This is a genomic window from Microbulbifer thermotolerans, assembly GCF_001617625.1.
In the GTDB taxonomy this organism is placed as follows: Bacteria; Pseudomonadota; Gammaproteobacteria; order Pseudomonadales; family Cellvibrionaceae; genus Microbulbifer; species Microbulbifer thermotolerans.
The window spans coordinates 3,197,905-3,210,565 of the sequence record NZ_CP014864.1 but is presented as its reverse complement, the minus strand read 5'-3'; the positions used below and the strand labels follow the sequence as shown (position 1 = coordinate 3,210,565).

6 protein-coding genes are annotated in these 12,661 nt (G+C 54.6%); 1 reads left to right on the top strand and 5 read right to left on the bottom strand.

What is annotated here, in order from left to right; translation table 11 throughout:
• Window positions 1-86: 86 nt before the first annotated feature.
• Window positions 87-1,028, top strand: a complete 942-nt coding sequence (locus tag A3224_RS13285) for a carbohydrate kinase family protein (protein ID WP_197462993.1) — start codon at window positions 87-89, stop codon at window positions 1,026-1,028.
• Window positions 1,029-1,114: 86 nt separating this feature from the next.
• On the opposite strand, the gene A3224_RS13280 is transcribed toward A3224_RS13285, so the two are convergent.
• The 5 genes from A3224_RS13280 to A3224_RS13260 form a co-directional block, all read right to left on the bottom strand.
• On the bottom strand, window positions 1,115-1,879 hold the full coding sequence (locus A3224_RS13280; RefSeq protein WP_067155572.1) for an SDR family NAD(P)-dependent oxidoreductase: 765 nt from the start codon (window positions 1,877-1,879) through the stop codon (window positions 1,115-1,117).
• Window positions 1,880-2,181: 302 nt separating this feature from the next.
• Window positions 2,182-5,088, bottom strand: coding sequence for a TIM-barrel domain-containing protein (locus A3224_RS13275; protein ID WP_067158031.1), 2,907 nt, complete (start codon window positions 5,086-5,088; stop codon window positions 2,182-2,184).
• Between the two features lie 49 nt (window positions 5,089-5,137).
• Entirely contained in the window at window positions 5,138-6,748 is a 1,611-nt protein-coding gene (locus A3224_RS13270) for a DUF5597 domain-containing protein (RefSeq protein ID WP_156481491.1), read from the bottom strand.
• A gap of 126 nt (window positions 6,749-6,874) precedes the next feature.
• Window positions 6,875-9,859 (bottom strand): TonB-dependent receptor, encoded by a 2,985-nt coding sequence (locus tag A3224_RS13265; RefSeq protein ID WP_067155566.1) that lies wholly within the window; start codon window positions 9,857-9,859, stop codon window positions 6,875-6,877.
• Window positions 9,860-9,921: 62 nt separating this feature from the next.
• Window positions 9,922-12,399 (bottom strand): glycoside hydrolase family 95 protein, encoded by a 2,478-nt coding sequence (locus A3224_RS13260; RefSeq protein WP_074902690.1) that lies wholly within the window; start codon window positions 12,397-12,399, stop codon window positions 9,922-9,924.
• Window positions 12,400-12,661 lie beyond the last annotated feature (262 nt).

The following is a 12,661-nucleotide window of genomic DNA, read 5'->3' as shown; positions in this document are numbered from 1 at the left end:
GGACGTAAGTCGATGGCAGATTGTCAGTGTAACCAGCTTTCTGGCTATTTCGGCATCCTTTGATACAGATTTAAGTGGAGATAATTGTGGTCCAACCCAAAGTGGCCGTATTTGGCGAAGCATTGATTGATATGATTCAACAATCAACGGGAGAATATCAGCCCTACATTGGGGGATCACCTTATAATGTTGCGCGAAGTTTTGTGAGGCAAGGTTTGGATTGTTATTACCTTTCTCCAATATCCACTGATTTAATGGGAGAAAAAATTCTAGATTCTGCTAGAGAAGACGGCATAAAAATACCTGAGAATTATCGCTCTCAGCGCAATACATCGCTAGCCTTGGTTTACAAGGATCATGATGGCAAGCCTAGTTATCGATTGTATCGCAAAGGTGTGGCTGATTTGGATGTTACTCCAGAGAAACTATTGGATGTGTTGCCTCCGGATATAGAGTTATTCCATACCGGTTCGCTGGCGTTAGTGCCGGAGATGCTCGATGTGCTTATTCCGGTGATTAGGGAATTGAAAACTCGCGGTGTCAAAATCAGTATTGACGTAAACGTGCGTAAAGGGGTGGAGGAAAACCATCATCAGTATGTGGCTGCGATATGGCGTTTTGTCGAGTTTGCCGATATCGTTAAAGTGAGCGATGAAGACTTGGCGCTAAAAGGCTTACACGGTAAGCCGGAATTTCATGCAAAGGCAATGTTAGACCGTATGGATCGGGGAATTGTGATCCTCACGCTCGGTGAAGGCGGTTCTCATCTCATTACTCAGGACTTTAATTTTCGCCAGGATGTCATTGAAGCAACGGATTTTAAGGATACCGTAGGGGCCGGTGATACTTATTTTTCGGCGTTGGTTGCCGAGCTGCTCAAAGGGGGGGCGCTTTCTCCGGATGCTCCAGAAGAGATTCTTAAACGCGCGTTGCGCTTTGGTGCAGCTGCGGCGAGTTTGAATGTCTCAAAAGTTGGGTGCCAGCCGCCGACCTACTCTGAGGTAATGGCGTTCATGGGGCAGCCTTAGTTCCGTATTGGTGTCATTTATTGGGCATCGGTTCCTAGAGTATGTTGGTCGGCGTTGGCTATATATGTCAGTCGGTGGTGGAAAGGTTACACTCGCCCGCCGTCAACAATCAGCGATTGACCGGTGATCATGCTGGAGGAATCTGAGGCGAGAAACAGTGCGCTGTTGGCGCAGTCCTCTTCGGAGATGGTTCTTTTCAAACACTGTTGATCCAAACAGTCCTGCAGTGCTTCTGGTGTGACCCAAAGTGCCCGCTGCCGCTCTGTCATTACCCAGCCGGGCACCAGGGCGTTCACGCGAATATTGACTGGTCCCAGCTCCCTGGCTAGTGCCTTGGTGAGGCCGAGAATAGCCGCTTTGGCGGTGACATAGGCTGGGTAGCCAGAAAGACCAAGTAAAGCCGCGCTGGACCCCACATTGATAATACTGCCACCGCCGGCTTTGCGCATGATGGAGGCAACTGCTTGCGCGCTGAAAAAATGTGGTCGCAGGTTGGTGTTGAGGGAGTGGTCCCAGTCGTCCGGGGTGAATTCCTCTAGGCGATGGCGATCGTCTCGCGCGGCGTTGTTAATCAGTACCCGCACCGGGCCAAAACGATCCATTGCCCGCTCGATACACTGCTGCAGATGGTCGATATCGGTAATATCACAGCGTTGAAAATAGGGCTGTGCGCCCAACTCGGCTTCTAGTTTGTTGCAGAGCCGGTGCGCTTTGTTTTCATCCAGAGATACAAAGGCTACCCGCGCGCCTTGCCAGAGGAAGGCTCGGACCATGGCTGCGCCTATTCCTGAGCCGCCGCCGGTAACAAAAACAGTGGTGTTGCGCAGGTCGGGATAGATGGCTTGGATCATTTTTTCACTCTATCGTTATTGGTTCTTTTTTCTCTTTGCGGTTAGGGTACCTCAGATTCAATTTTCCCCGTTTGCCAAAACAGTCCACACTCAGATGGTTGTCTCAAGTAGCCGGATGGATAATTGAAATCGACGGATACATGGATGTACCTCGCAGAGCTACAGAGAAAGCTTTGCGCGTTTCCGGTTGTCCACCAAAATGGTCGAGCGCCATAAGATAACGGTAAACCACAAACGAATTCATTTTGGATTCCTTGGTGGTTTCATTATTTTGCGCAGCCGAGTCAGCGCCAGTTGCTGAATCATGCGGGTTTTTTTAGTGTGATCTTTTCGCCGTTGTATTTAAGGGACTGTCCGGGTTTTGTTTCGAAGTCCACTGCGCTGTCACCTTCGTCAATCCAACGTACGTGAATTTGCCGTGTGTGCTCCATGCCCTTGAAGCTACCTATACGGTCGCCAATGGTCAGTTCGCCGCTGGCGTCATCATAGCTTACGGGAATACGGGACCACTGTCCCTGCTCGTAGTCGTAGCTAAGACCGTCGTCTTCGTAAATATCGAAGCTGCCATCCGCACCAGTAAATACATTCAAAGTAATAGGGGCGTTCAGGCTCTGGCCGGTATGCTGTATGTCCGGGCCGGTAGGAATAATGGACCCGGCTTTGACGAAGATCGGAATACGGGAGTAGGGGGCGTTTGCATTGAGTGTGCGGCCGCCTTGGTGTTTCTTACCACTGTAGAAATCGTACCAGTCTGCGCCGGCGGGCAGGTAAACCTGGCGCGAGCGGGCACCGAATTCATATACCGGATTGATTAGTAGTGCGGGTCCGAACAGGTATTGGGTATTGATATCGAGTACCTTGGGGTCATCTCCGAAATCCATTGCCAAACCGCGCATGATTGTGCTGTCCCTGTGGTAGGTGTCGCCAGCGAGTGTGTAGATATAAGGCATCAGCCGGTAGCGCAACTTGGTGTACCAGACAAGGCTGTGGTAGGTCTCGCTACCCTCGTCAGCGATATTGTAGATTTCGCGAAAGGGGTTCTGGCCGTGAGAGCGGAACAGCGGCGTAAAGGCGCCGAATTGAAACCAGCGCAAGTTGAGCTCCTGCCATTCCCGTTGTTCGGTCTCAGCCATCTGTTCAAAGTGACCGACCACGGTATCTCCGTTGTAGCGATAGCGGTCTTCCGGTGTAAATCCGCCGATATCGAAAGTCCAGTAGGGCATTCCCGCCATGCCGACGCCGATACCCGCGGCAATCTGTTCTTTTAGGTTTGACCAGCGCGATACTACATCACCGCTCCAGATGGCTGACCCGGTACGCTGAATACCGCCGAAGCCGGAACGGGTGAGGATAAAGCTGCGCTTGTGGCCGTCAGATTCTCGCTCTCCCCGGTAGACGCTTTCAGCGTGTGGCAGGGCGTATGCGTTGAACATCTCCGCCCCTGTGCCCATAGCGTTAGGTGTCATCAGGGCTTTGCGGTGTTGGAAGGATAGATTGGAGTGAATATCCGGTTCCACGGCGTCCAGCCACCAGGCGTCGAAACCGAGCCGATTGAGTTTATCGCGGATCTGCCGCCAGTAGATTTTCCGGCATTCTGGGTTGTAGGCGTCGTAAAAGGCATTCAGGTAGCCGGGGCCAATCCAGTCGATATTTTTTTCGTCGATATTTTTGTTGAACATACAGCCGGCCGCGTTCAGCGCTTTATAGTTTTCGGTACTGGGGTAAAACTTGGGCCAGACGGAAATCATGATATTGGCGTTCAGCTCGTGTACCCGGTCCACCATGTCGCCGGGAGCGGGAAAGTGCTGAGGGTCGAAGTCGTGGCTGCCCCAGGCATCTTCCGGCCAGTAGGACCAGTCGAGCACAATATTATCGATGGGAATTCTGCGCGCCCGGTATTCTTCCAGTGCGCTGATTAGCTCGTCTTGGGATTTGTAGCGCTCCCGACTCTGCCAGAAGCCGAAGGCCCACTTGGGCAGCATGGTGGCTTTGCCGGTCAAGTGGCGGTAACCAGAAATCACTTCGTCGAGGTTATCGCCGGCCACAAAATAATAATCCACCGCTTTGGCGGTTTCGGCGCTCAGGGTGAGCTGTTGGGTTTCTTTGAGTGGCCGCGGCGCATACTGTAGTAGCCGCAGATAGCCGCCCTGAGGCCGCCAGTGGAGATCGAGCTGGTATTTGCGGCCTGCCTGCATGTCTATTTTTGCATTGTGATACCAAGGGTTCCAGTTCATGCGCCAGCGGTCCAGCAGCACATCGCCGTCCAGGGACAGGGTTGCGTAACCACTGGAATACATTTTGAATTCGTGTTTGCCGCTTTGTTTGGGCACTATGCTGCCGCTCCAGCGGATACGCAGATTTTCCGCGTCGGCCAATTCTTCCGGCAGAGGTACTTCCCGCAGGTTTCCGTGAGAAAGAAACTGATAGTTTAGGTCCGCTTCTGTGCGTGCGAGTTTCAGCTTGTCGCCATCGTAATAGTGAGCGGTGAGGCCGCCCTTGTTGCCGTCTATGTCATAGAGTTCGAAAGCTGCTGCTAGCGGCTGCGGTGGCCGGGGATCTCCCAGGCGGCTGATGCCGGTGTTATTCCACAGCAGGCCATAGTTGTAGCTGGAAACCAGATAGGGAATGGTAATTTCCATGTTGTGCGTAGTCAGCTCGATATTTTCACCGGCCAGATTTACGCGGCCATCCTGGCGCTGGCCCAGCCCGTAAATTGCTTCGCCGGGCGATTGTCGGAAGTATTGACGCACTGAGTGGGAGTCTTCATCCACTGGCCCGGGGTCTCTGGTTACCGGTGCCAGGCTGCGGCCGGCCTCCGCCAACAGGGTTTTTCCACTGGCATTTTTGAATTCTACGGTTCCATCTGTGAGGGATATTTCCGCGGATATTTCCGCAGTCTTTACGATTAATTTGCCTTCTGCCTCGGTAACAGAAAAATCAGATTGAACCGGCTCTGCCACTGCCATCAATGTATCTGGAAGGTTGTGAAAATTTTCCTGTGGTGTGGCGGTAACGCGGAAGATCTCTTCGTCGATAACCTGTAGACGGAGCTTTTTAAATTCGCCTTCACTGAGCGAGATAATGGCGCCGGTGTTGGTCTGAAGCCAGGCGGCCTCGGCCTGTTGATCCTGCTCGCCATTACAGGCGTTTATTAAGGGGATGAGAGAGAGTGCAATCAGTGGGTGTGCATGAGTGATATTCTTTATCATGGTTCTGCCTGTATTGATCAGGGCTGCTCCATATTCGAGGGCAGTGGAATTAATCGGTTTGATAAGTGGCAAGCGTTACTTTCAAAACTCGGGGATTGCTGGTGAAGTTAAGGCCCCAGTCGGTCTGGTCGCCGTTCCAGATCCGTTCGAAAACCCATTTTCCCTGCTCGAAATGTCCCTCTTCGACACGGGCGAGCATATAGCTTTTTCCTTCCTGGTCTCCGTTCGGATAGAAGGTCACGCGCGCGCGGAGTGCGGTTACCAAGTACTCGTTTGCACCGAGTTCGGCGATCAGTGCGCCGCCGGATGCCGGTTTGTTGCCTTTGGGGGGATCTGTCCAGAAAGCGGGGCGGCCATACGTGATTTCAGCGATCCAATCGCCGAGGTCCAGGCGTTGGGTATGGTCCTCGGGATTGGTTTCCCGATCTTGACCGGAACTGTCTTGGGAATTCCAGACGGTGTCATCCTGTCGCACTGTATCCCCTGGTTCCGATACCCCCCATGTGCGCTTGCTGGCGCTGATTTGTGCCCATTCCCGTGCCATAGCACCGAAAAATTGGTAGAGGCCGGAGAAGTGAGCGATTTCAGAATCCATTTTTTTCGCGCCCAGCGGGTAGTTGCTGTAGCCCGTATAATCGATGCCGAAAGGAGTGAAGCCCAAAGCTCCACGGCCGAGGGCGGAAAACAGGTAGCGCGCGTAGGGTTGGTCGTTGCCAATTTCGGCGATATACAGCGGGTTGTCTTCGCGGTTGTAGAGGTCCATGATCCGGGTGACGGTTTTGTGGTCTCGGAAATAGATATCCGGAGAGATCATATCGATATTGGGCGCGGCCGCTTTCCAGATGTGGATCACATTATCCGTGGCGCCGCCGCTGGAATACTGGCCCGGTTCGCCGGGGTTAAACGGATTACGCAGGGCCACATTCACGTACATTGGCAACGGGTATACCGCTTTTCCCGCAGCGGCTATCTCGTCCACATAGCGGGCGATATGCCATGCATGGAAAAATTCGTCGGCGTCGCGGCCGAACAGTTGCCGCCATGTGCCGGGTTCTTTTCCTGTCACTGCCAGTAAACTTTCCGGAACCGGTTGCCGGAATATTTTTTCCGCAATGTCGGAGAAATCACGCACAGAACCGTAGGTGCCCACTTCATTTTGTACCTGAACCATAATAACGGTGCGTTGTGCGTCCGTTTTTTTCAGGTGTCGCATCAAGGCTACAAAGGCTTTTTTGTCTGCTTCCAGTGTGCTGCGGAAATGTGGGGAAAGGGAATTCAAGGTTTTTCCATCCGCGGTTTTCACTCGAGGGAAGCGCCGGTTGTCCAGTTTCACCCATAGGGGCGCATAACTGGGTCCATTGTTTTTCCAGGTTGCAAACCAGAGCAGTACCAGGCGCACCCCTTTTTCCCGGGCCTGCTCTAGTAATATATCGACAAAAGAGAAATCGAAGCTGCCTTCTTTTGGTTCTACCTGCTCCCAGGCGACGGGGATGATCAGCGTATTGGCGTTCATCTTTTCCACTGCCGGCCACACCATTGGCAGTGCCGCAGGGTAGTTGGCGGAGTTATTGGTTTGGGCACCGAGGATCAGGTAAGGGGCACCGTCTACCATCAGGCTGTAGCGGCCGTTGTTATTCACCAGTTGGGGAATTGGCCGCATATTTTCGCCGTTCGCACCGGTGCCAATAAAAATTTGTGTGATTAACACAAGTATTACCACGGGGATTCTGCGCATTGTTCAGTTACCGTTGTCGTTAGAAAAGGCCCGGCCTCGGGCGGGTACCGGTTAGAAGCTGTACCGGGTGATAAAGGCGATTCTGCGGTCGGTGTCAGTCCAGCTGTAGCGGGCGTCTGGCCCTCCGTCGGCAAGGACTTCCAACTCACTTCTCGAGTTGAGTATGTTGGTCACCTGCAGACCGAATTTCAGATTGTCCGTGGCGTTGTAGAGCACTGAGCCGTCAAGCTGACCGTAGTCGTTAAACCATACCGGGCGGCCGATATTGGCCGCGGAAGTGGTAAGCAGGTAGCGTTCGCGCCAGTTGTAGGCAAGGCGCGCGGAGACGCCATATTTTTCGTACATCAACGCCAAGTTGTAACTGGTTCTGGACATGCCTTCAATGGGCAGAGTTTCGTCGGTGGCGCCACTTTGCTGGGCTGCTTCAAATGGATTGGCCGCGGTGTTCACACCGCCTTTGTTGTCGATATAGGTAAAGTTCGCCTGCAGTCCGAGTCCGTCGAAGGGGCTTGGCAACATATCGTAGAACTGTTGATAGGCGAGTTCGAAGCCCTGCAGTTGTCCGCTGGCACTGTTGGTTTGGCGCGTGGTTTCGAAGCGGAAGGTCTGACCGCCGTAACTGAATTCCTCCACCCTTGTTACCAGCGCGATATAGTCGTGGATATCCTTGTAGAAGGCGGCGAAAGTCAGACTGCCTGTATCGTTGAAATACCATTCGAGACTGGTATCGAACTGGTCTGCGACCGTGGGTTTTAGATACGGTGCGCCGCCGGTCGCGGTGCCTTGCACGCCGTTAGCCACCGTATCCGGATTAAATTGCTCGCCGGTGAAATCGAAGGAGAGACTGGTATATGGCCGCGTCTGGCTGAAAGCGGGGCGCACCATACCGCGGGAAAGCCCAAAGCGCAGCTGTAGCTCCTCCTGTAACATAAAACGTAGGTTTAGGCTTGGCAGCATGTTGGTGTATTTGTTGGAGAAAGATTTGTAATCGCCCAGTTCGGACAGAAAGGCGCTGACAAAGGCATCGGCATTTGCGCAATCTCCCGGCTTTATGCCAGTGATATTGCTCGCGTTGTCGCGGATGTAGCAGGAGTCGCCGATGCCGCCGGCCACGGAGCGGCCGTAGGCTGTGGTTTCTGTTTCCACAAAGCGCATACCGAAGTTGCCGTCGAAGGGCAGGCCCAACGTATCACCGCTGTCGTCTCCGAAACGCAGACTCACGTAGATAGCGCGGGTTTTTTCGTTCTGCTCGTTGATACCGGCGCTGACATTGTCTCCGCGCGGGTTCAGGTCGTAAGCCTCCGGTGGAGTCAGTGGTGCCCAGCCCCAGAACTGGCCGTTATTGGCCACCATACTCTCGAAATATTTGTAGGCGCCGGTGTTACTGCTCACCAGCTGCTCGGTAGGGAACCAGCCTACGGTGGGCACATCCACATCGCCGCGCATAAATTCGTCAAAAGTGATCAGTTCGCTCTGGTTCTGGGCGGCTTCATGCAAAAAGGCGGTGTTTTCTGGACTGTTGTTGAGCCAGTACTGGTTGGAAAGCAGGGACCAGTTCCAGCCGGTTTGACGGGTGGTGGTGTCTTTGTCAGTGATACGGCCGCCGAAACGGATGTTTTTGATAAAGCGGTTATCGTCAAATGTGTATTCCACATCCAGACGACCGGCGAGGGAATCCGCTTCATTGTCCTCCAGATGATCCATGGCCGCGCCCCACCAGTATTGATCCTGCTGCATAAGCCGATCTTGGTCGCTGATGGACAGAGAGGGTTTACTGCCGGAAAAACTAAAAGTGGTTTCCGGATAGTCGTTTTCGCTATCGGGGAGTACTCCAGTAAATGCGGTCATGCTCAGTACTGTCGCTTCGGAGGAAATGTGCTGGAGGTCGCCGCTGACAGACCAGCGTTCTGTCGGCGCATATTCAAAGCGGAGAGAGTAGTCGCCGATACTGCTCTCCTGCTCTCCGTAACGGGTGTTAAAGGTAATACTGGAGTCGTAAAGGGTGCCGCTTTGCAGCCTGCCACTCGGATCGTAGTGGAAGTCACCCATACCGGGGGCTAAGCTGGCCCCAAAGGGACCGTTAACTCCCACGGCCCGCTCCAGGTCCACTGGGTTGGCTTCAGCGTAAAAAGCCTGCGCGGTAAAGGTCAGTTCGTCGTTGGGTGCCCATTGGAAGACACCGTTGTACGCATTGCGCTCCTGTTCCCAGTCTATGCGCCGAAATCCCAGGCCCGTGGGCAAATAAACCGTGCTGCCGTCTGCTTCTGTATTGGGTTCGAATCGTCCGGATTGGATCGAATCGGTGCGGTTGCCGATTTCGGCGATACTGGCGGAAAGCAGTAAACCGATCTCCCCTCCGTCCAGTTGCCAGCGGTCGCTGTAAAGACCGTTTCCGGAAACAAAGCCCTCGTCGTAGAGATCCGCGTAGTTGTAATCTCCTGAGAAAGCCAGCAAGCGGCCATTCTGCTCCAGGGGCAGTCGGGTGCGAAGGTTTACGGTACCGCCCAGGCCGCCTTCCACTTGGTCGGCGGTGGGGTTTTTGTAAACTTCGATACCGGCCAGCAGGTCGGCGGACACATCTTCAAAGCCTAGCGTACGGCCTCCTTCCGCGGAGAAAATATCGCGGCCGTTTAATTCCGTTCTCACCCAGCTCAGGCCGCGTACAAAGACGCCGCCACCTTCAGATGCCAGGCGCGCGGGGTCGCGGGCTTCATTGGTGCGCTGCAATTGGATGCCCGGTAGTCTTTGAAGAGCTTCGGATACAGAGCGGTCCGGCAGGGCGCCGATATCGGTTGCGCTGATCGCATCCATTACTTGCTCTGCATGGCGCTTGGCCGCCTGGGCCGAGAGGATACTGGCTCTGTGGCCGGTTACTTGGACTTCCTCCAACACCTCCGTTTCATTCTGGTGCTTTTCTGTGTCGGTTTGCTCCTGAGCCAGTGCCAATGGACCCATGGCCATAATTGAAAAGGCGCAGGCCAGCCGGGTGTGATGTGATAGTTTTGTTCTGGCAAATACATCGTTATTTTTATTCATTGTCAGTCTCCCTTCCCAATGATTGTTCCAACCACCAAAGATCACTTTTACCCCTATTGAAGCTATTTACGCGTAACCTCCGAGTTTGCTTTGGTAAGCAGGTAGCTTTCGCCCGGCTGTACATTGAATATTTTTATATGTGCCCCTTCACTCTGCGCGACGATTCTGTTATCGCTGGCCCGGCGCAGCGAGAAGTTTCCGTTTTGTGGCAGGCGTAACTTTAGTTGGCCGCTGCTGTAGGCGGTGATGTGGGCGTTTTGCAATTGACCCTTACTCCACCACATATCCACGGTGGTATTACCCCGGGCGCGCAATCCGGAGACTGCGCCGCTGGGCCAAGCAGCGGGCAGCGCTGGCAGCAAATGAATTTCCTGGCCATGAGACTGCAGTAGCATTTCCGCTATGCCCGCGGTTGCGCCGAGGTTACCGTCTATCTGGAAGGGTGGGTGACTGCTCCATAGGTTTGGCAGTGTGCTTTGGCGCAATTGTGCGGACAGAATACGATGGGCGTGGTCGCCGTCTCCCAACCTGGCCCACAGGTTAATTTTCCAGGCTCGACTCCAGCCTGTGCCGGCGTCGCCGCGGGCTTCCAGAGAGGTTCGCGCGGCATCGAGCAGTGGCGCAGGAAGGGAACGAATGCCAGGGTAAATTGCGAAGAGTTGCGACACATGCCTGTGCTTGTTTTCGGGGTGGTCCAGATCTTCCTTCCATTCCTGCAACTGTCCCCAGCTGCCGATGCGCAGGCCTGGGTCCAGTTGATCCAGTGTTTTTTCTATTTGTTGTGCAAATGCACGGTCGCCGAGCTTCAGGGCGGCGTTGAGCGTATCGCGCAGCAATTCAGAAACGATCTGCTGGGACATGGCGGCACCCGCGGTGAAGTCACCGTGCTCTGGAGAGTAACTGGGTGAAACCACCAGTAGCCCGTCGCGCGGATCTGGTACCAGCGCGTCCAGCCACAGGAGGGCGGCACCTTTCATCGCCGGGTAGGCCCGTTCGCGCAGGAATTTTTCGTCGTGGGAAAACAGATAGTGCTCGTAATAATGGGTGGCCAACCAGGCACCGGCTTCCGGTTGCCAGAAGGCTGTGGGCCAATCGATGGTGCCCGTGAATCCCCAGATATTGGTATTCAGAAATAAGGTCCACCCGCGGGCGCCGAGTAGTTTTTCCGCCGCAAAATTTCCGGGTTGGTGCAGGGTATCGACAAAGTCGAACAGGGGTATGGCCGTCTCGGCGAGATTGGTGGTTTCAGCGGGCCAGTAATTCATCTGCAAGTTGATATTGGTGTGATAGTCCGCGTTCCAGGGCGGCGTGGTGGAATTGTTCCAGACACCCTGCAGGTTGGCGGGCAGAGACCCGGAGCGGGAACTGGCGATTAGCAGATAACGACCGTATTGAAAGTAGAGGGCTTCCAGAGCGCGGTCCGCAGCCGAGTTTCCAGAACCGTAGCTGGCCAGCCATTGGTCGATGGGGATATTGGTAAATAGCGCTGCAGTTTTTTGGCGGGGGGGCTGTTTCCCGGCGGAAGGTGCAAGAGGCAATTCATTTACGTGCAGGGATACGCGATCGAACAGGGCGCGGTGGTCGGCGACATGGGCGGCGCGCAGGGCCGACCAGCCTTTGCGGTGGGCGCGGTTCACGCGTGTCTGTACTGTTTTGTGAGGGGAAATTGTGCTGCGATAAGCGGGATATACCGGAGCGTAATCGGTGGCGGCGGCCAGCAGTAGGGTGGCGGTGTCGGCGTCCGATACCCGGATACCGCCTTCGTTTGTCCGTGTGAGGGAACCGCCGTCGGCGATCACCTGTAGTTGAGTTTCGTAGGCCAGACCGTTGTCCAGCAGTTTTCCTCTGATGGCGATACGCCCCTGCCGGACCGAACGATGCGCGCTGCGGTTATGCGGAATATTCAGCTCTGCGGTAAAGTTGATATGCCCCGCGCGATCGGCTTTCAGGTGGATGGCAATAACGCCGTCTGGATAGCTGGCCAGATATTCCCGCGTGTAGCGCACCCCATCGGCGGAATAAGTGACCCGTGCGATAGCTTCGCTGATATCCAGTTGGCGTCGGTAGCCGCTGATTTCACCGGACGGGGGAAAAGTCAGGCGCAGTTCACCAAAATTTTGATAGCTGCCGTAAGCCTCGGCTTTGCGTCCCAGTTTCCTGGCGACATACTCCGGTGTCAGCCGGCCCTTTGTATTCAGCTCCCGGCGGATTTCTGTAAGGGCTTCGGTTTGCGGATCGGCGGGGATACCAAAATCGTATTTGCCCTCCCGTGTGCCGGGTCCCCCGGTCCAGAGCGTTTTCTCATTGAACTGCAGAATATCCAGTGTTACGCCGCCCTGAACCGCCGCGCCCATAGCGCCGTTCCCGATGGGGAGGCTCTCGCGCTCCCAATCTTCGGCGGGGCGGTCAAACCATAGATGGTGAGGCGTCTGCGCTTGCGCGGTTGCGCACAGACCGGTAATGGCTGCGAAAAAAAGTAGCAGCAGTTGCGTTGGGCCGCGGCGCGGAGCCGCCGACCGTGTGGCGGCTGATTTTTTCATTTCATCGCTGACAGCGCTGGTCGTTATGGATTTATTGTCGAGCGCCTGGCGCGGGAATACGCGCGAATATTTTAGGCTGCTGCTCAGTGCATTGAGCAGCAGCCGGGGAGTTACCCTAGCAATGGATGTAAACGTTTACAATATTTATCTGAATGATATGTCAAATAGATGTTGAATCGAGCGACGCTGGGTGTCCGGCGAATAAGTGGCGGGGCTGCGTGCCGGGCAATGGCGGGTTATCTTTTGACGCCCCGACAAAAAA